Annotated in this window: 17 protein-coding genes; 1 reads left to right on the forward strand and 16 read right to left on the reverse strand. The window is 40.1% G+C overall.

Features of this window, described 5'->3' with window-relative positions; genetic code table 11:
• Positions 1 to 7: 7 nt before the first annotated feature.
• The 4 genes from aroB to QM874_RS05115 are packed head-to-tail and all read right to left on the reverse strand — an operon-like array spanning position 8 to position 3,775.
• Positions 8 to 1,075 carry a 3-dehydroquinate synthase gene (aroB, locus tag QM874_RS05100; protein ID WP_414316470.1) on the reverse strand — a complete coding sequence of 356 codons (1,068 nt, stop codon included), beginning with the start codon at positions 1,073 to 1,075 and terminating at the stop codon, positions 8 to 10.
• 18 nt (positions 1,076 to 1,093) lie between these two features.
• Complete coding sequence (locus QM874_RS05105) at positions 1,094 to 1,948, reverse strand: shikimate dehydrogenase (RefSeq protein ID WP_414316471.1); 855 nt, start codon at positions 1,946 to 1,948, stop codon at positions 1,094 to 1,096.
• Positions 1,938 to 2,615 (reverse strand): type I 3-dehydroquinate dehydratase, encoded by a 678-nt coding sequence (gene aroD, locus QM874_RS05110; RefSeq protein WP_414316472.1) that lies wholly within the window; start codon positions 2,613 to 2,615, stop codon positions 1,938 to 1,940. Before aroD ends, QM874_RS05105 begins: the two co-directional genes overlap by 11 nt.
• The gene (locus QM874_RS05115) at positions 2,612 to 3,775 is read right to left on the reverse strand and encodes a class I SAM-dependent rRNA methyltransferase (protein WP_414316473.1); all 1,164 of its coding nucleotides are present in this window, start codon (positions 3,773 to 3,775) and stop codon (positions 2,612 to 2,614) included. The genes aroD and QM874_RS05115 overlap by 4 nt, the downstream gene beginning before the upstream one ends.
• Before the next feature lie 258 nt (positions 3,776 to 4,033).
• Here QM874_RS05115 and QM874_RS05120 point away from each other — a divergent pair, with 258 nt between their 5' ends.
• The gene (locus tag QM874_RS05120) at positions 4,034 to 5,485 is read left to right on the forward strand and encodes an alpha-amylase (protein WP_414316474.1); all 1,452 of its coding nucleotides are present in this window, start codon (positions 4,034 to 4,036) and stop codon (positions 5,483 to 5,485) included.
• Between the two features lie 199 nt (positions 5,486 to 5,684).
• On the opposite strand, the gene QM874_RS05125 is transcribed toward QM874_RS05120, so the two are convergent.
• From QM874_RS05125 to cdaA, 12 genes are all read right to left on the reverse strand, one after another.
• Complete coding sequence (locus tag QM874_RS05125) at positions 5,685 to 6,359, reverse strand: DnaD domain-containing protein (RefSeq protein WP_414316475.1); 675 nt, start codon at positions 6,357 to 6,359, stop codon at positions 5,685 to 5,687.
• 8 nt (positions 6,360 to 6,367) lie between these two features.
• Entirely contained in the window at positions 6,368 to 7,312 is a 945-nt protein-coding gene (gene metA / locus QM874_RS05130) for a homoserine O-acetyltransferase MetA (protein WP_016466652.1), read from the reverse strand.
• Between the two features lie 191 nt (positions 7,313 to 7,503).
• Positions 7,504 to 8,016 carry an adenine phosphoribosyltransferase gene (locus QM874_RS05135; RefSeq protein WP_414271277.1) on the reverse strand — a complete coding sequence of 171 codons (513 nt, stop codon included), beginning with the start codon at positions 8,014 to 8,016 and terminating at the stop codon, positions 7,504 to 7,506.
• 129 nt (positions 8,017 to 8,145) lie between these two features.
• Positions 8,146 to 8,763: a hypothetical protein gene (locus QM874_RS05140; protein ID WP_414316476.1), complete on the reverse strand. Its 618-nt coding sequence runs from the start codon at positions 8,761 to 8,763 to the stop codon at positions 8,146 to 8,148.
• On the reverse strand, positions 8,763 to 10,631 hold the full coding sequence (locus tag QM874_RS05145; protein ID WP_414316477.1) for an ABC-F family ATP-binding cassette domain-containing protein: 1,869 nt from the start codon (positions 10,629 to 10,631) through the stop codon (positions 8,763 to 8,765). Before QM874_RS05145 ends, QM874_RS05140 begins: the two co-directional genes overlap by 1 nt.
• Positions 10,628 to 11,827, reverse strand: a complete 1,200-nt coding sequence (locus QM874_RS05150; RefSeq protein ID WP_414316478.1) for a CCA tRNA nucleotidyltransferase — start codon at positions 11,825 to 11,827, stop codon at positions 10,628 to 10,630. The genes QM874_RS05145 and QM874_RS05150 overlap by 4 nt, the downstream gene beginning before the upstream one ends.
• Positions 11,824 to 12,591: a 4-hydroxy-tetrahydrodipicolinate reductase gene (gene dapB, locus QM874_RS05155; RefSeq protein ID WP_414316479.1), complete on the reverse strand. Its 768-nt coding sequence runs from the start codon at positions 12,589 to 12,591 to the stop codon at positions 11,824 to 11,826. The genes QM874_RS05150 and dapB overlap by 4 nt, the downstream gene beginning before the upstream one ends.
• Positions 12,592 to 12,872: 281 nt before the next feature.
• Positions 12,873 to 13,721, reverse strand: coding sequence for a DegV family protein (locus QM874_RS05160; RefSeq protein ID WP_414316480.1), 849 nt, complete (start codon positions 13,719 to 13,721; stop codon positions 12,873 to 12,875).
• 3 nt (positions 13,722 to 13,724) lie between these two features.
• On the reverse strand, positions 13,725 to 14,099 hold the full coding sequence (locus tag QM874_RS05165) for a DUF1149 family protein (protein ID WP_001050083.1): 375 nt from the start codon (positions 14,097 to 14,099) through the stop codon (positions 13,725 to 13,727).
• Positions 14,100 to 14,170: 71 nt separating this feature from the next.
• On the reverse strand, positions 14,171 to 15,520 hold the full coding sequence (gene glmM / locus QM874_RS05170) for a phosphoglucosamine mutase (RefSeq protein WP_414316481.1): 1,350 nt from the start codon (positions 15,518 to 15,520) through the stop codon (positions 14,171 to 14,173).
• A gap of 26 nt (positions 15,521 to 15,546) precedes the next feature.
• Positions 15,547 to 16,338 (reverse strand): YbbR-like domain-containing protein, encoded by a 792-nt coding sequence (locus QM874_RS05175; RefSeq protein WP_414316482.1) that lies wholly within the window; start codon positions 16,336 to 16,338, stop codon positions 15,547 to 15,549.
• The gene (cdaA, locus tag QM874_RS05180) at positions 16,325 to 17,182 is read right to left on the reverse strand and encodes a diadenylate cyclase CdaA (RefSeq protein ID WP_045763531.1); all 858 of its coding nucleotides are present in this window, start codon (positions 17,180 to 17,182) and stop codon (positions 16,325 to 16,327) included. Before cdaA ends, QM874_RS05175 begins: the two co-directional genes overlap by 14 nt.
• Positions 17,183 to 17,226: the final 44 nt, after the last annotated feature.

The following is a 17,226-nucleotide window of genomic DNA, read 5'->3' on the forward strand; positions in this document are numbered from 1 at the left end:
ATTCTCCTTATTTTACTAAGTAATCTTTCATTTCTTCGAGAGAAACTGGGTGAATCGTCGCTGAACCAAGCTCAGGTACCAAAACTAACTTCATGGTGTTGCCACGCGCTTTTTTATCGTGAGTCAAAGCCTGATAAAGCTTGTCAAGGTCCCAGTTTTCATAATCAACAGGAAGGCCAAATTTCTGACACATTTCTCGGATAGACTGAGTGATTCCAGCTGGCATAAGACCTTTTTGTTCTGCTACCTTAGAAACCTGAACCATTCCCATCGCTACTGCCTCACCGTGCATGACTTTTCCGTAACCAGCAGTTGCTTCAATGGCATGGCCAATTGTGTGACCAAAGTTGAGATATAAACGAATGCCATTATCCAACTCATCTTCAACTACCATCTTGCGCTTAACCTGACAAGAATGCTCAATCAAACTCTCGGAATGTTCCAATATGCTTTCGATAGAACCATCCATATCAGATAATAAGTCCCAGAGTTCTGGATCTTCAATTAAGCCATACTTGATGACTTCACCCATTCCTTCAATCAATTCTCTCTTACCCAAGGTCTCAAGAACAGTTGGGTCAATCAAAACACCATCCGGCTGAGCAAAAGTCCCCACCATATTCTTGGCAAAAGGGGTGTTAACTCCAGTTTTTCCACCAATAGACGAGTCCACCTGGGCAGTCAAACTGGTCGGAATTTGAACAAAGTGAATACCTCGCATATAGGTAGAGGCCACAAAGCCAGCCAAATCGCCAACTACACCACCGCCGAGGGCTACGATTCCATCACTACGAGTCATATCCTGTTTGACTAAAAATTCATAGACTTTTTGAACAGTAGTCAGATTTTTTCGTTCTTCGCCCTCTAAAAAGTCAAAAACTGCCACTTGAAAGCCAGCATCCTCCAAACTCAATTTAACCTTTTCTGCATAGAGTGAAGCCACACGGTTATCCGTTATGATAACAATTTTTTGTGGTTGCCAAAGTTTGCGCAACCATTTTCCTGCTTGAGACAGGCATCCTTTTTCAATCTGAATATCATAGGGATGATGTGGAAGGTCTATTCTGATTTTCATAGCAGGTCTCCTTTTTCTTTATTGGTACTTTTGTTTTAATAATTCCCAGATTTGATCTGTTGGCATTTCCTTGCCTGTCCATAACTCAAAAGCTTCAGCAGCTTGGTAAAGCAGCATGCCAAGGCCATTGATAGATTGATTTCCCTGGTTTCTTGCCCATTTTAAAATCGGTGTTTCAAAGGGTTGATAAATCACATCTGCTACCAAAAGCTTCTCTGGTAAAACGATGCTGGTCGGGATTGGCTGAGAGGATCCATCCATGCCCACACTAGTAGCATTGACCAAGAGGTCGGCTTTAGTGATGCTGTCTTGAAGGTATTGAACATCCTCTAAGGCAAATAAATCTACTCTAAATCCAGTCGCATTCTGTAGTTTTTCTAGGTAAGGTCTTGTTTTTTCTATTGAAGCCGAACGTACAAAGACAGAAACTTGACTCACTCCATCCAAGATTGCCTGTGCCAAAATTGCCTTGGCTGCACCGCCTGCACCTAACAAAACCATTTTTTCCCCTGATATTTTAAAAGAAGGCAAGCTCTTAAAGAATCCCTTGCCATCTGTGTTATATCCAATTAATGTTCCTTCTCGATTCACAACTGTATTAACTGCACCAATAAGACAAGCTTCCTCACTCAACTGATCCAGATAAGGAATCACTTGCTCCTTGTAGGGCATAGAAAGATTGATTCCATACATCTGATAGCGACGAATATTGGCAACTGTTTCTGCCAAGTCAGTAGCTTCTACTTCCCAAGCTAGATAAACACCATTGGTATGAGTTGCCTCAAAAGCACTATTATGAATGAAAGGAGAAATAGAATGTTTGATAGGATTTGCGACCACAGCTGCCAGACGTGTGTAGCCATTAATCTTCATTCAAAATCTCCCGAATTTTTACCATGTTGGAGAGCGAGATTTGTCCTGGTGCACTTGCTGCATCTAAACTTGCAAATGACCAACTTGAACCCGTCACATCAGAAGTGATACGAGAAACCTTACCAACTTTCCCCATAGAAATCGTCACATATTCTTGTTCTGGGTTGAGGGTTTTAAATCCTCGTGTGAAATTCATGAGGTCCAATACATCTTGTTCTGTATGAGCCATAACCGATACTTTAACCACTTTCGGAGTTAGACTGGTTAGCTCGGATAAGATTTCCATCATATTCTCTGGAGTTTCCTGGAAATTATGGTAACTCAAAACCAAATTTGGAAAATCTAGCATCTGCTCAAAAACATCTTTGTGAGTAAAATACTCAAAATCAAGGTATTCAGGTTGATAGAGTTGAGCCACATCCTTGATGATCTGAACATACTCTTCCGATGACAGGTCTATCTCTCCTCCTTCAGCACGTGTGCGCAAGGTAAAGAGAAGTTCGCGACCTGCAAACTTTTCAAAAATGGCAGGCGCCACCTGTAAAATAGCTTCTTTTGGTAGAAAATCAGCACGCCACTCAATGATATCTGCATCTATATAACGCATGGCATCAAGCCCTTGTGCTTCTTCTAAATTCTTTGGCATTACTGAAACGACTAATTTCATTTAGTTACCTTCATGCTAATCACCTTGAGGTAATTACTGCTTTCATCTTTTTTGTTATAGACAAAATCTGCTGGAAGTCCATATTTATTTAAAATCTGGTAACTTCTTCCTGCAAAACCTTTGTCGATTTGTTCGGTGAACTTTTGACGGGAAACATTGGCAGCATTGGTGCTAGCAATGATCATACCTCCCGGATTTAAAATCTCTAAACTTTGGGAAATCAACTTGTGATAATCCTTGGCTACAGAGAAGGTTTGTTTTTTATTACGAGCAAAGCTAGGCGGATCAAGAACGATGACATCGTAAGATAGCCCCTTACGTTTTGCATATTTAAAGTATTCAAACACATCCATGACAATGAAACGATGATGTTCAAGTGTCAGTCCGTTGGCATGAAAATGAGCTTCTGACAGTTCTCTCGAGCGCTTGGCTAAATCAACAGAGGTAGTTTCATTGGCACCTCCCATGGCTGCAGCTACTGAAAAGGCAGCTGTGTAGGAAAACATATTGAGCAGGGACTTGCCCATGGCTAGACCATCTACCAAACTACCACGGACTTCGTGTTGATCCAAGAAGATGCCTGTCATAAGGCCATCATTCATGAAGACTTGATAAAGAACTCCATTTTCAAGAACCGTAAAATTTTCTGGCGCTTCTTGACCATAGATATGAGCAGACTCAAAGTCTAGACCTTTAAAACGTATCTTTTCATAGGCACCTAAGACTTCAGGAAAGACCTGAACAAAGGCGGCTAGAATCTGTTGACGAAGTTGATAAATATAGGAGTTATACCAAGAGAAAACAACATAATCCCCATAGAGGTCCAGAGTCATTCCACCAAAACCGTCGCCTTCTTGATTAAACAAACGAAAGGCCGTTGTTAAATCATCTTGGTAGTAGGCATCACGTTTGGATTTAGCTTGAGTAAATAGGTTTTCAAAAAAGACTTGGTCAAAAGAAACTTTCTGATTAGTTACGAACCAACCAATCCCTTTATTTTGACGAGATAGATAAGCCTTACCCAAAAACTGTTTATCTTGACTAAATAGCTCTACTTCCTGGTCAGTTTCAGATAGATCAGGAAAATCAATTTCCTCCAAAACTACCTGACCCTTATTTAGCTTTTTTTCAACACGTCTGCTGACGAATACTTTTTTCATAAATACTATTATAACAAATTTTGTGACAATTCACAAAATAGAAACCATTTACAGCTTTTATCCCATCACTCTTCATGACAAGAGCAGGATGTACATCTTTCTATAATTCTTTTATAGTATTTCAATTTTTGCAGGTCTCTGCCCATTCCTCAAAAAATAGACAGAACATTCAAAGAGTTTTATTTTGGCGCAAACGTTTGCGCATTTGCTTGCTTTGTGGTAAAATGATTCTCAAATTGTTAAGTATGAGGACTATCTATGAAAAATCAAACCCTAATGCAATATTTTGAATGGTATCTACCACATGACGGAAAACATTGGAAACGCCTTGCTGATGACGCTGAACACCTAGCAGATTTGGGAATCAGTCATATTTGGATGCCACCTGCTTTCAAGGCAACCAATGAAAAGGATGTCGGTTATGGCGTCTATGATTTATTTGACCTTGGAGAATTTAATCAAAAAGGTACTGTTCGTACCAAATACGGTTTCAAAGAAGACTATCTGAAAACCATCCAAACCTTAAAATCTCACGGGATTCAAGCCATGGCCGATGTGGTACTCAATCATAAGGCTGCTGCAGACCATTTGGAATCTTTCCAAGTCATCGAAGTTGATCCAGAAGATAGAACTGTTGAACTAGGCGAACCTTTTACCATCAATGGTTGGACAAACTTTACTTTTGATGGCCGCCAAAACACTTACAACGATTTCCACTGGCACTGGTACCATTTCACTGGGACTGACTATGATGCCAAAAGACGGAAGTCTGGTATTTACCTTATCCAGGGAGATAATAAGGGTTGGGCCAACGAGGAATTAGTCGATAACGAAAATGGTAACTATGACTATCTCATGTATGCTGACTTGGACTTCAAACATCCTGAAGTTATCAAAAACATCTATGACTGGGCTGACTGGTTCATGGAAACGACTGGTGTAGCTGGTTTTCGTTTAGACGCAGTGAAACACATCGACTCCTTCTTCATGAGTAATTTTATCCGTGACATGAAGGAAAAATACGGTCAAGATTTTTATGTTTTTGGTGAATTTTGGAATCCAGACAAAGAAGCCAACCTAGAATACCTCGATAAAATTGAAGAACGCTTCGACTTAGTCGATGTCCGACTCCATATGAATCTCTTTGAAGCCAGCAAGGCTGGAGAAGACTATGATTTAACAACCATCTTTAATGATAGTCTGGTTCAAATCAAGCCAGATAAGGCTGTAACCTTTGTCGAAAACCATGATACCCAACGAGGTCAAGCTCTGGAATCTACTGTTGAAGAATGGTTTAAACCAGCAGCCTATGCTCTCATTCTTTTGCGTGAGTACGGTCTACCATGTGTCTTTTATGGAGACTACTATGGTATCTCTGGCCAGTATGCTCAAGAAGACTTCAAAGATGTCCTTGACCGTCTGCTTGCCATCCGAAAAGATTTGGCTTATGGAGAGCAAACCGACTACTTTGACGACCCTAATTGTATCGGTTGGGTCCGTTCAGGAGCTGAGAATCAATCGCCACTTGCTATCGTGATTTCTAATGCCCAAGAAAACTGCAAGACCATGTTCGTCGGTCAAGAATGGGCGGACCAAACATTTGTTGATTTGCTTGGTAACCATCCTGACCAAGTAACTATAAATGCTGAAGGTTATGGAGATTTCCCAGTTGCTGAACGCTCTCTTAGTGTATGGGGACTGGCTAACTAATCAATTAATACTCTTCGAAAATCTCTTCAAACAACGTCAGCTTCCATCTACAACCTCAAAGCAGTGCTTTGAGCAACCTGCGGCTCGCTTCCTAGTTTGCTCTTTGATTTTCATTGAGTATAAAACACACAAAAAATGCCCACAAGCTAGATTTCTCTTTCTAGTCTGTAGGCATTTTTTCTATTATCAATACTTAAAATTAGTCTTTCCAAAGGTCCATGGCATTTTTAAAATCAGATGAAACTTGAACATTTTGAGGATTAATCGCTTCTCTCTCCTGACGCTTCGCCTCTACCTGAACTACACTCTTAACGCCTTCATGGCGCCAGTTTCGTAGGATAGCCTGGATATACTTCCAATTTGGTTTTCCATTCAAAACGGCCTCACGTAGGGCCTCTTTGATCAGGTCCGCACTGGTTCCGTCTTCTTTTAAACTCTTTTCTAAATCCTCAATTTCAAAAGGACTCAGGAGACGACCTAACTCTTGTTGGAAGGTTTCCACCAAGTCTTTCAAATCATTTTTAGCAGGTACAGCTTGGCTTGGTTCTTGTTTTTCAAAAAGCTGGTCCAAACGTTCTAAAGCAAGGGTCGCATCAAAAATAACTTCTATTTCTCCATTGAGTTCAATAGTACGATATTGGAGTAAGCCTTTTTCTGTCAATCTGGAAATCGCTTGATTGACTTCATAGACTTGCTTGCCTATTTTCTCAGCGATTTGACTTGGAGACAATTCGCCTAAAACTGTTGTATTTTGTAGGTAAAAGAATTGCCAAATTAAGAAATCATCGCTTGATGAGAAAAGTTGCTTGTAGTTTAAGAGCAGAGCACTTGGTAACACCAAGTTCCCTGATTTAAAAGCATCTAAATATGTCATAATTCCTCTTATAAGTATCCAAAATGAGACACATCATCTTCTACACTCTTCCACTCAAAAGGCGTTTCTTGGTATACTGCATAATTTACCCAGTTACTGAAAAAGAGGGCTGCAGATGAACTCCACCTCATACAAGGAAGTTCATGAATGTCATCATTTTTGAAATAATTTTCTGGTATATGTGGATCTAAACCAGCATCTAGATCTCTAAAATATTCCTTTGCGAGCGTATCGCGATCATACTCTAAATGCCCAAAGCTATAGACTTCTCTCAAATCTCGACTCGCAAGGATAGAGACTCCTACCTCTTCTCCTGATGCTAAAATCTCTAGATTTGTTTTGTTTAGAATATCTTCTTTGTGGACTTCTGTATGGCGAGAATGAGGGGATACATATAAATCATCAAAACCTCTCAGTAGAAGATGACCTTCTTTCAAAACATCTTGAGAATAAATCCCAGAAAGCTTCTGGTCCATCTGGTATTTATCTACGCCATAGCGATAGTATAGACCCGCTTGTGCTCCCCAGCAAATATACAGGGTTGAAAAGACATGAGTCTTAGACCAATCGATAACCTTAGTAAATTCCTCCCAATAGTCCACTTCTTCAAAAGGGAGATGTTCAACTGGAGCACCTGTAATAATCAAGCCATCAAAATACTGGTCTTGAACTTCTGAGAAGGTCTTATAAAAAGTCTTCATATGCTCAGAACGAGTTGTTTTCGACTGATGACTTTCCATATATAAAAATTCAATATCTAACTGCAAAGGAGTATTGGCTAAATGGCGTAAAAGCTGAGTTTCTGTAACCATTTTCAGTGGCATCAAGTTTAAAATCAGAATTTTCAGTGGTCGAATATCCTGATGAGCCGCCCTCTGGTCATCCATGACGAAAATATTTTCCGTTCGTAAAATCTCAACTGCTGGTAATTTTTTATCAATTCGAATCGGCATAGAAATCTCCTTACTGTATCATATTGGACTCAAGTAAACATGGTATCGTCAACGGGGAAAAATGCTGACGTTTCTCTTTCCCTTTATTATACTGTATGAAGATATAGTTTTCAATTATAGTTTTTCTCTAACTAGATATAGCTTATTTTTATATCAAATGAAGAGAAAACAGCCCTAGGGACTGTTTTTCATTAATAATGCATCAGCACTTTATAGTCGTAATCTCCGATAGCTTCACGACCTTTGAGTTCATCCAGTTCGATCAAGAAGGCACAACCTGCTACAACACCACCGAGTTTTTCAATCATCTCGATGGTTGCCTTAACAGTTCCACCTGTTGCTAAGAGGTCGTCTACGATAAGAACACGTTGACCTGGCTTGATGGCATCCGCGTGCATAGTCAAGGTATCAACGCCATACTCTTTTTCATAGTCAGCAGAAATAACTTCGCGTGGTAATTTACCTGGCTTACGAACAGGTGCAAAACCAATTCCCAACTCAAAGGCAACTGGACAACCCACGATAAAACCACGAGCTTCGGGCCCTACGATCATATCAATCTTCTTGTCAGTAGCATATTGAACGATTTCACGAACAGCATAGCTGTAGGCATTACCATCAGCCATCAAGGGACTGATATCACGGAAGACAATTCCTTCCTTAGGGTAGTTTTCAATGGTTGCAATGTAATCTTTTAAGTTCATAGCATTTCTTTCTTTTAAAATTTTTACTCTCTATTATAACACATTTCTTAGAAAAGAGAAATAGAAAGAAACCATGGAAAGCCAGTCCAAGGTTTCAACGCTATTCTTTAATGTTGCGAATGGAATGACTCAATAAAATCTTTCCTTCTTTTTACTTTTAGATTTGAATTTGGATTTTTGATGGCCTTGACGATTTTGTTCGATACGCCATTCTCTTTCAAAGTAGGTCATTGTTTCAAAGACTCTTTTGGGTAAGCCAACATCCAGCAAATGAATCGGAATTATCAAGTCGACAGCAGGTTTAGAACTTGTAAATTTACATCTCAGTCGATTCCATAGAGATTTCGTTTTTACAAGGTCTTTGTCAAAAAAACAAACTTCAATCTGGTAAAAATCCCTCGAACTTCTACCACTCTTAATTCTCATAAGAGAAAATGTTTCTACTTGTCCCCAAGAATAAAACTGACTTTCTTTTTTTGGATGAGGCTTATAGGAAAATCCTTGAGGCGTACATTTCAAATACTCTTTATCTGACAGAAGAATTTGAAAACGTTCATACAAAAGCCATCCAACAATGATGATTAAGAATAAGACAAAGAGTCTTAGTGCTACTAATCCAATAGCTACTTCTTTGGGATAGGTCATCATAAAATATAGGATCCAAAGCAAAAAAGCTAAATCCACAAAGCAGAGTACAATATTCCAAATGATTTTCCTACTACTCCATTTGATGATTTTCTCTTTCATTAAGCCAACTCACTTAAATATTCATAGCGTTCATATTTTTCAAGCAAGGCTTCATTCTTTTCGTCTAACTCTTTTTGAAGAGTAGCTAGCTTCCCAAAGTCAGAGCCATTGGCCTGCATCTCTTCTTCAATCTCAGAAATACGGTTCTCCAAGTTTTCGATATCGCCTTCAATACTTGCCCACTCCTGCTTTTCTTGGTAGGTCATGCGTTTCTTTTCTTCACGGACTTTGACGACTTTTTCCTTCTCAGCCTTTTGAACTTGGCTTTTTGTTTCTGCTTCAAAGGCCTTTTCATCCAGATAGTCAGTATAATGTCCAAAGAAAGGACGAATCTTCCCATTCTCAAAAGCTAGAATCTTGGTTGCTACCTTATCAAGGAAATAACGATCGTGACTAACAGTTAAAACTGGACCAGCAAAACCTTGTAAGAAATTTTCTAGAACAGTTAAGGTCGCAATATCTAAATCATTTGTTGGCTCGTCCAAAAGAAGCACATTGGGTTTTTCCAAGAGCAATTTGAGGAGATACAGGCGTTTTTTCTCTCCACCAGATAACTTTTCAATCAAGGTCCCATGTGTTGATCGTGGAAAGAGGAACTGTTCTAATAACTCCGCGATAGAGGTCGTAGAGCCACCACTAGTCTTAACCTCTTCTGCCACTTCTTGCAGGTAATTGATAACTCGCTTGCTTTCATCCAAGCCTTCGATTTGTTGAGAGAAATAAGCGATGCGAACTGTTTCACCGATGATAACTTGTCCTTCAGTCGCTTCAAGTCTTCCTGCAATAAGGTTAAGAAGGGTTGACTTCCCAACACCATTGTCCCCGACGATTCCGATACGGTCTTTGGCTTGTACCAAAAGATTAAAATGGTTCAGAATCGGTTTATCGTCATAGGCAAAGGAAACATCCTTAAACTCGATAACTTTTTTACCGATACGGCTAGTTTCAAAATTCATGCTCAAGTCTGTCTCAACACTAGTATCAGAAACCTCCTTTTTCAAGTCATGGAATCGATTGATACGTGCTTGTTGCTTGGTTGCACGAGCCTGTGGTTGTCTGCGCATCCAGGCCAATTCCTGCTTATAAAGTTGCTCTTTTTTGTGAAGAAGTGCAGCATCACGCTCATCCTGTTCCGCCTTGAGGCGAACATAGTCCTGATAATTGCCCTGATATTCTGTCAAACCAGCACGGTCCAACTCGAAAATTCGCGTCGAAAGCGCATCTAGGAAATAACGATCGTGGGTGATGAAGAGGACGGTCTTCTTGGAATTTTTCAAAAAGAGAGTCAGCCATTCAATGGTCGCAATGTCCAGATGGTTGGTAGGCTCATCAAGAAGCAAAAGATCATGGTTGCCCAAAAGGACTTGCGCCAACTGAATCCGTCTTCGCAGACCACCTGACAATTCTCCAACAGGAGTTGATAAGTCTTGAATGCCTAGTTTACTGAGAACAGTCTTGACCTGACTCTCGATTTCCCAAGCTTGGAGGGAGTCCATCTCCGCCATAACCCTTTCCAAACGTGCCTGTTTGTCCTCACTGTAGTTGAGCATAAGAAGTTCATACTCACGAATGAGCTGGATTTCCTTGAGATCACTAGATAGGACCGTATCCAAGACAGTCTTGTTGTCATCAAAATCTGGGTCCTGAGTCAAGTAGCCAATTTTGTAATCATTTTTTGCCGAAAAAGGGCTTACGTCACCATCAAAACCAGAGATTCCCGAAAGGACATCCAAAAGAGTTGTCTTCCCTGTCCCATTGACACCGATAAGACCGATGCGATCCAAGTCATGGATAATAAAGGAAATATCCTTAAAGACAGTCTTGTCTCCAACGGATTTACTTAGTTTTTCAACAATAAAATCACTCATTTTTTCTCCCTCAAGTAGGCATGAATAGCTTCCAAGTTATTTTCCAAATCTCCATCTACAATAGCATACTCAATCTCTGCTAAAATTTCTCCCATTTCTGGTCCTGGTTGATAGCCATATTCTTTGATCAAAATCCCACCATTGATTTGAATTTCTTTTTTATCATGGATGCTTAAGCTGTGGTAAGTCTCTTCGATAGCTTGTGGATTGACTTCTTTTCCTTGAGCCTGACGAAGATTTTCAGCCTGTAAAAGCAAATCTAGATCAAAACGGTAACAATCGCGCTTGCTTAGTTCCCCTTCTTCACGAAGTTCTAAGATCGTAAGTAAATCTTGAACTTGCTTAGCGAATTGACGCGAAGTTTTCCAATGTTTCAAAAATTGTTGAGCATCTTCCACTTCTAAAACCCATAAAAGTGCAGCCCAGGCTTGTTCAGAAGATTCAAAGGTAAAATCAGCATCTAAGTCAAATAAAGATTGGAGGTTCTCCTGACTACCAGCCATATCCGGAAGATAATCATAAGCTTTACTTGCAATCATAGAAGACAGACCTACTCGCCAATGAGGAGCTAGTAGAAGTTTATCAAATTCAACAAAAGTACGTTCCACAGAAATCTTCTCCAAGAGTGGCGTCAAGGCCTTCATAGCTTCAAATGTTTCTTGCTCGAGTTCAAAACCAAGACTAGCTTGGAAACGAAAACCACGCATGATGCGTAGCGCATCTTCATTGAAACGTTCACTAGCTACACCGACAGCTCGCAAAACTTGATTTTCTAAATCTTCTAACCCATGGAACAAGTCAATGATTTCCCCTGTCTCGTTCAAGGCAAAGGCATTGACTGTGAAATCACGGCGCTTAAGGTCTTCTTCTAATGAGCGGACAAAGGAAACTGCACTAGGTCTACGATAGTCAACATAGACATCCTCCGTCCGAAAGGTGGTTACTTCGTACTCCTCATCCCCTTCTAAAACCAAGACGGTTCCGTGCTCAATGCCAATGTCAGCTGTCCGTGGAAAAATCTGCTTAGTCTCTTCAGGATAAGATGAAGTCGCGATATCCACATCATGGATGGGACGATTGAGTAGAGCATCCCTAACAGAGCCACCAACAAAATAAGCCTCAAATCCTGCTTCTTTAATTTTTTCTAATACTGGTAAAGCCTTCTGAAATTCAGAAGGCATTTGTGTTAATCTCATAATAAGTGTTCTAATCCATAGACAAGCTCATGACGCTTGACAACTTCTTTGATTCCCAAATTCACTCCTGTCATGAAGGAGCTACGATCATAGGAGTCATGACGCAGGGTCAATCCTTCTCCCTGATTTCCAAATATAACTTCCTGATGGGCTACCAAACCTGGTAAACGGACTGAGTGGATTCGCATACCATCAAAGTTAGCTCCACGTGCCCCTGAAATGAGTTCTTCCTCATCACTAGCACCTTGTTGGATAGACTCACGAACTTCTGCCATCAATTCCGCTGTTTTGATAGCTGTTCCGCTCGGAGCATCTTTTTTCTTGTCATGGTGAAGCTCAATAATCTCTACATTTGGGAAGTATTTTGCAGCTTGTGCCGCAAATTGCATGAGTAAGACAGCACCCAGAGCAAAGTTAGGAGCAATCAAGCCACCCAAGTTTTTAGAACGAGAAAATTCTTTTAGTTCTTCAATCTCTTGACTAGTGAAACCTGTTGTTCCAACTACTGGAGCAAAGCCATTTTCAAGAGCAAAACGTGTATTCTCATAGGCAACAGCTGGTGTTGTAAAGTCAACCCATACATCTGCCTCAAAACATGCCAAGTCATTCTTATCATTGAATACTGGAATTCCCTGCCAGTCAGATGCAGACTCAAAAGGATCTAAAACCGCTACCAGTTCAAGTTCAGGATCAGACAAAACCATTTGACAAGCAGACTGGCCCATTCTCCCCTTAAAACCAGCAATAATTACTCGAATACTCATCTCAATCTCTACTCCTGTTTAAGATACAAAGGACGTTAGCTGCCCATGAAAAATAGGGAATGGCGCTGACTTTCCACGAAAGGCAAGACAGGCATCTTTTTTCAAGAGGCAGGTAGTCCGTGTTCAATTTCTAAGATACAAAGCCTGTAAGAACACAAAGTGAAAATAGGAGTTCTGATCAAGGAGTGTATACTTCTTGGAAGAACTATCTTTTTCACATAGGATTCCAGGCGTGTTGAATTTTAAGATACAAAGGACCTTAGTTGCCCCTAAAAAATAGTCTAGATTATGGGTGTATAGCTCAAAGCAATACTTCCTTCTCCCAGGTGAGTCCCAATAACACTACCGAAGGTTGCAATTGAAACATCTGTAGCCACTCCACCATCGATCAAAAGTTGACGTAAATCTGCTGCTTTTTGAGGAGCATTCCCGTGAATGACAGTAATCTGGTAATTCCCAATAGCTGTTGCTTCTTTAACAATTTCAACCAAGCGTTTGGTAGCCTTTTTCTCTGTACGAACCTTTTCATATACTTCTATCACACCTTGGTCATTGAAGTATAGGATTGGCTTGATACTAAGGAGATTCCCAAAAATGGCCGCACCATTTGAAAGACGTCCCCCCTTAACTAGATGGTCAAGATCATCCACCATAATAAAGGCTGAGGTATTTTCAATCTGTTCAGTTACTTTATCTAAGATAGACTCGAAACTATCTCCCTGTTCTGCCCATTTAAAGACACTCTCAGCCATATAGCCTAAAGGAGCACTTGTAATTCGAGTATCTGGAAAAGCAATGGTCAAACCTTCAAACTCATCCTTCATGTATTGGATATTTTGGTAAAACCCTGAAATTCCAGAAGATAGGAAAAGACCCAAGGCATGTGTGTAGCCTTTAGCTTTTAATGATGATAAAATTTCATCTAACTTGGCAATACTTGGTTGGCTCGTTTTTGGCAATTCGCTTGCTGAAGCCATTTTTTCATAAAATTCTTGAGCGGTTAGATTTACACCTTCAACATACTCCTGTCCATCGATATTCACAGGAATGTCTAGCACAAATAAATCTTCTTTCCGCAAGGTTTCCGCTTGTAGAAAAGCAGACGAGTCTGTTATGACCGCTAATTTCATTTCTTAAAACTCCAAATTAATTCCCGGTAAATCAAGGGCAATTTCTGTTACTTCGTAAGTCAAACGATTAAGCATATCCAAACATGGGCGAGCTAGTGTCTCAACTTCTTCTTGGTTGAAATCACTTGGTTGGTCGACAATACGACCTTCAACATGATTGACTTGAGAAATCGTTCCACTAATGACAAATCTATCAAAGACAATCATAAAGCTCAAAACAACTACCAAAGAAGTAACTTGATTATCTTGATCATGCTGAAGCAACTGGAAGTTTACATCAACCTTAGTTTCAGGTGCTCCATTTTCATTTTCCCATTCAAAGTTACGCGCATCAAAGTGATACTGGCTGACAAATTCTTGTTCACGTTTTAAATTCATTTTCATCTCCATTTGTACAATTACAATATAGTTGCCATTGTACCATATTTTTTTATTTTCTGCTAGATTTACTAAATACCAATCTCCGTTTTAACAACTTGGGCAATAGTATCTACATAGTAGTCAACTTCCTCAGTGGTTGGGGCTTCAGCCATGACACGCAAGAGTGGTTCTGTTCCGCTCGGACGAACGAGGATGCGACCATTTCCTGCCATTTCTTCTTCCATCTTCTCGATAATAGCTTTGATAGCAGGAACTTCCATGGCCTTTTCTTTCATGGCATTTTCTACACGAATATTGACTAATTTTTGTGGGTAAATAGTCACTTCTGCTGCTAATTCTGATAAACTCTTACCTGTTTCTTGCATGATTTTCGTCAATTGCACAGCTGATAACTGACCATCACCAGTTGTATTGTAGTCCATCAAGATCACGTGACCTGACTGCTCACCACCGAGATTGTAGCCAGATTTTCTCATTTTTTCAACTACATAGCGGTCTCCAACAGCAGTGACTGCTTTATTGATTCCTTCACGGTCCAAGGCCTTATGGAAACCAAGGTTAGACATAACGGTTGTTACGATCGTATTTTGAGCCAATTGACCTTTTTCAGAAAGGTATTTCCCGATGATGTACATAATCTTGTCACCATCAACGATCTCTCCATTTTCATCAACAGCAATCAAACGGTCGCTATCACCATCAAAGGCCAAACCGATAGCTGACCCGCTTTCTTTTACAAGTTCTTGCAAGGCTTCTGGATGAGTTGAACCAATGTTCAAGTTGATGTTCAGTCCATCTGGGGTTTCTCCGATAACCGTTAATTGAGCACCCAAGTCTGCAAAAATTTGACGGGCACTTGTAGACGCTGCTCCGTTGGCAGTATCCAAGGCCACCTTCATTCCTTCAAGAGGAGTTCCAGTTGAAACCAGGTAGGCTTCATACTTACGCAATCCTTCTGGATAATCAACAACAGTACCTAAACCTTCAGCACTTGGACGTGGAAGAGTATCTTCGCTGGCATCAAGCAAGGCTTCGATTTCTGCTTCCTTGTCATCGTCAAGTTTAAAACCGTCACCACCAAAGAATTTAATTCCATTATCAAGGGCTGGGTTGTGACTAGCCGAAATCATAACACCTGCACTGGCTCCCTCAGTTTTAACCAAGTACGCTACTGCTGGTGTTGCAAGTACACCAAGCTTATAAACGTGAATTCCAACTGAAAGAAGACCCGCAATGAGAGCTGATTCTAACATTTCTCCCGAAATACGTGTGTCACGTCCTACAAAAACCTTAGGTGCTTCCGTCGTATGTTGACTGAGGACATATCCTCCGAAACGACCAAGTTTAAAAGCCAATTCTGGCGTTAATTCTACGTTTGCTTCTCCACGGACTCCGTCCGTTCCAAAATATTTACCCATTTTTTATCCTTTTCTATTGTGTTTTATTAGTCTTTTTTTGAAGAGTCTGGCTTGGTTTCAGAACCAGTTGAAGACGAATTGCCCGAAGATGAGCTTGTCGTTGAAGAGTTAGAACTACTTGCTGAACGAACTTGTTTCGTCGTTACTTTCATAGTTGTTTCATAGGGTTTAATAACCGTTGGTAGAACTGTTCCATTCTTATCAATAGCTTGTAGAGGAACTGAACCTGTATAATTTCCTGTAATTTTTTCACTAGTTGGTAAAACAGCCACAATCTTATCAATCTTAGACAAGGTATCAACATCACTAGTAACCGAAACGCGTTCATCTGAAACAGTCACACTATCGATAAGAATTCGTTCATCAACCTTACCAGAGTCAATCTGTGGAGTGACTGGTAAATTATCCCGTGTTGCTTTCTTCCCAATTTTAACGGTGATTTTCTGCGGTGTTGCTAGGGCTGTTAAACCACTTGGTAGATTCTCAATGGTCAAGGGAACTTCAACGGTTCCTTCTGTCGCCTGTGTTAAATCTGCAGTAACCTTAAATTTACGAGTGCTTTCTTGCATCTCACTAGCCAAGGTCACTCGATTGGATCCAGTTAAAAATACCGTTACTTCTGAACTAAAACCACTAATAAAATACTGCTCACTATCGTACTGAATGTCAATTGGTACATTTACGACCGTATTGGTATAGGTTTCTGTTCGAGCCGGTCTTGCATTATTATTATTTTGATAATTAATAGAGGTAGCGTAGATAAATAAAACGCAAGCAAAGAGGAGTGAGGAGATGATATATAAACTATTTTTTTTCATTCTTCCAGCCTCCTAATATACGCTCTGTTAAGCTTGGCTCTTGTGAATTTTCCGGAATCAGTATACGACGTAGCTCTTCCTCAAATTCTTCCATCGTTAAATCATGCTTAAAGACACCATTATAGGTAATGGAAATACCTCCAGTTTCCTCTGATACCACAAAAGTGAGAGCATCAGAAACCTCAGATAAACCAATGGCTGCACGGTGTCGCGTTCCAAACTCCTTAGAAATACCAGTGTCTTCAGTAAGTGGAAGATAAGCAGATGTTACAGCTATTCGATCACCTTTTATAATGACTGCACCATCATGTAAAGGTGTGTTTGGAATGAAGATATTGATTAAGAGTTCTGCAGAAATCTTAGCATCTAAAGGAATCCCCGTGGAAATATATTCCTGCAAGGTTCTGACACGCTGAACTGATACAAGTGCTCCAATTTTCCGCGGACTCATATATTCAACTGCTTTAACAAAGGCCTGAATCATCTGTTCTTCTGAACTCATTGGTGTACTTGAAAAGAAATCAGTCGCACGTCCTAATCGCTCTAAACCTGTCCGAATTTCTGGAGAGAAAATAACAACCGCTGCGATAACACCGTAAGTAATCAATTGATTGATCAACCAGGAAATAGTTGTTAAGCCTAGGGTATTTGCTGCTATCTGAGCTAAGATAAACACTAAAACACCTCGAACCAGGATCATAATCTTGGTTCCTGCAATTGATTTTGTAAATTGGTATAAGATATAGGCAACGATAAGAATATCAATCACATTTATCAGAATACTCCAAGGACTGGAAAATAAACTAGACCAGTATTGAAGATTAGATAATTGTTGAAAATTCATTCTAGGCCTCCTCTCCGTAAAAAAGCTACTCTTCATTATATCAT

The sequence above is a fragment of the Streptococcus infantis genome (assembly GCF_047463615.1).
Lineage (GTDB): Bacteria > Bacillota > Bacilli > Lactobacillales > Streptococcaceae > Streptococcus > Streptococcus infantis_X.

Bases quoted from the DNA above. Each gene is read 5' to 3' on its own strand.
- aroB (WP_414316470.1), bottom strand. From the start codon at position 1,075: ATGAAAATCAGAATAGACCTTCCACATCATCCCTATGATATTCAGATT.
- QM874_RS05105 (WP_414316471.1), bottom strand. From the start codon at position 1,948: ATGAAGATTAATGGCTACACACGTCTGGCAGCTGTGGTCGCAAATCCT.
- aroD (WP_414316472.1), bottom strand. From the start codon at position 2,615: ATGAAATTAGTCGTTTCAGTAATGCCAAAGAATTTAGAAGAAGCACAA.
- QM874_RS05115 (WP_414316473.1), bottom strand. From the start codon at position 3,775: ATGAAAAAAGTATTCGTCAGCAGACGTGTTGAAAAAAAGCTAAATAAG.
- QM874_RS05120 (WP_414316474.1), top strand. From the start codon at position 4,034: ATGAAAAATCAAACCCTAATGCAATATTTTGAATGGTATCTACCACAT.
- QM874_RS05125 (WP_414316475.1), bottom strand. From the start codon at position 6,359: ATGACATATTTAGATGCTTTTAAATCAGGGAACTTGGTGTTACCAAGT.
- metA (WP_016466652.1), bottom strand. From the start codon at position 7,312: ATGCCGATTCGAATTGATAAAAAATTACCAGCAGTTGAGATTTTACGA.
- QM874_RS05135 (WP_414271277.1), bottom strand. From the start codon at position 8,016: ATGAACTTAAAAGATTACATTGCAACCATTGAAAACTACCCTAAGGAA.
- QM874_RS05140 (WP_414316476.1), bottom strand. From the start codon at position 8,763: ATGAAAGAGAAAATCATCAAATGGAGTAGTAGGAAAATCATTTGGAAT.
- QM874_RS05145 (WP_414316477.1), bottom strand. From the start codon at position 10,631: ATGAGTGATTTTATTGTTGAAAAACTAAGTAAATCCGTTGGAGACAAG.
- QM874_RS05150 (WP_414316478.1), bottom strand. From the start codon at position 11,827: ATGAGATTAACACAAATGCCTTCTGAATTTCAGAAGGCTTTACCAGTA.
- dapB (WP_414316479.1), bottom strand. From the start codon at position 12,591: ATGAGTATTCGAGTAATTATTGCTGGTTTTAAGGGGAGAATGGGCCAG.
- QM874_RS05160 (WP_414316480.1), bottom strand. From the start codon at position 13,721: ATGAAATTAGCGGTCATAACAGACTCGTCTGCTTTTCTACAAGCGGAA.
- QM874_RS05165 (WP_001050083.1), bottom strand. From the start codon at position 14,099: ATGAATTTAAAACGTGAACAAGAATTTGTCAGCCAGTATCACTTTGAT.
- glmM (WP_414316481.1), bottom strand. From the start codon at position 15,520: ATGGGTAAATATTTTGGAACGGACGGAGTCCGTGGAGAAGCAAACGTA.
- QM874_RS05175 (WP_414316482.1), bottom strand. From the start codon at position 16,338: ATGAAAAAAAATAGTTTATATATCATCTCCTCACTCCTCTTTGCTTGC.
- cdaA (WP_045763531.1), bottom strand. From the start codon at position 17,182: ATGAATTTTCAACAATTATCTAATCTTCAATACTGGTCTAGTTTATTT.